The following is a 759-nucleotide window of genomic DNA, read 5'->3' as shown; positions in this document are numbered from 1 at the left end:
ACGCCACCTTAGCTGCTCAGGTTTTCTTTCCTAGACGACGGCCAGGCATCTAGACACAAACCTCCCCCTGGCAGAGATATTTAAAAATAAATTAAAAATCAAATGCTTGAACAAAAAAATGATAGACGCAGCTGGGAAATCAGCACGCTATTTTTCGTATCAAGAAGCGCTATTAGCCAAATAGATGAGCATAAACAGGGCGAAATTATTTATTTTCAGCAGATTTTTTTGTGTACAGTATTAACTTTAAAAATGAACAATAATTTCAAATCATTGAATACAACAACAAAGGAGAGTCCCTCATGAGTGACGCCACATCCTCGTCGGAAGAGCGAGCGCGAATAGATGGAAAGAGCACCTCCCTCTTTGATTTTTATGGAAAACCTAAATTTCTAAAGGTACTGCCACTTTCTCTTCAGCACCTACTCGCCATGATTGCTGGCGTGATAACACCGCCTATTATCGTTGCAGGGGTTGTCGGCGCGAGCGTTGAAGAAAAGCTTCTGCTTATTCAGATTGCTGTGCTGGCATCTGGTGTCTGCACCGTGTTTCATCTGTATGGCGTGTGGAAATTCGGTGCACGCTTACCTGCTATCTTTGGCGTCGGCTTTGCCTACGTACCGACGCTTGTGGCAGTTGGCGCTCAGTACGGGATTGAAGGAATACTCGGCGCCCAGTTGATTGGCGGTATGACCATGGTCGTGGTGGGCTACTTAATCCAATATATTCGCCATTTGTTCCCCCCTGTCGTGGCAGGGA

At 45.5% G+C, this 759-nt stretch carries 1 protein-coding gene; it reads left to right on the top strand.

What is annotated here, in order from left to right; all coding sequences use genetic code 11:
• Nucleotides 1–302: 302 nt before the first annotated feature.
• On the top strand, nt 303–759 hold a 457-nt coding region (locus INT22_RS21035), incomplete at its 3' end, for a solute carrier family 23 protein (RefSeq protein WP_319022078.1).

This window comes from Halomonas sp. 3D7M (genome assembly GCF_014897885.1).
Classification (GTDB): Bacteria; Pseudomonadota; Gammaproteobacteria; order Pseudomonadales; family Halomonadaceae; genus Vreelandella.
The sequence above is the reverse complement of the archived record's forward strand: the minus strand, read 5'-3'. Positions and strand labels throughout refer to the sequence as shown.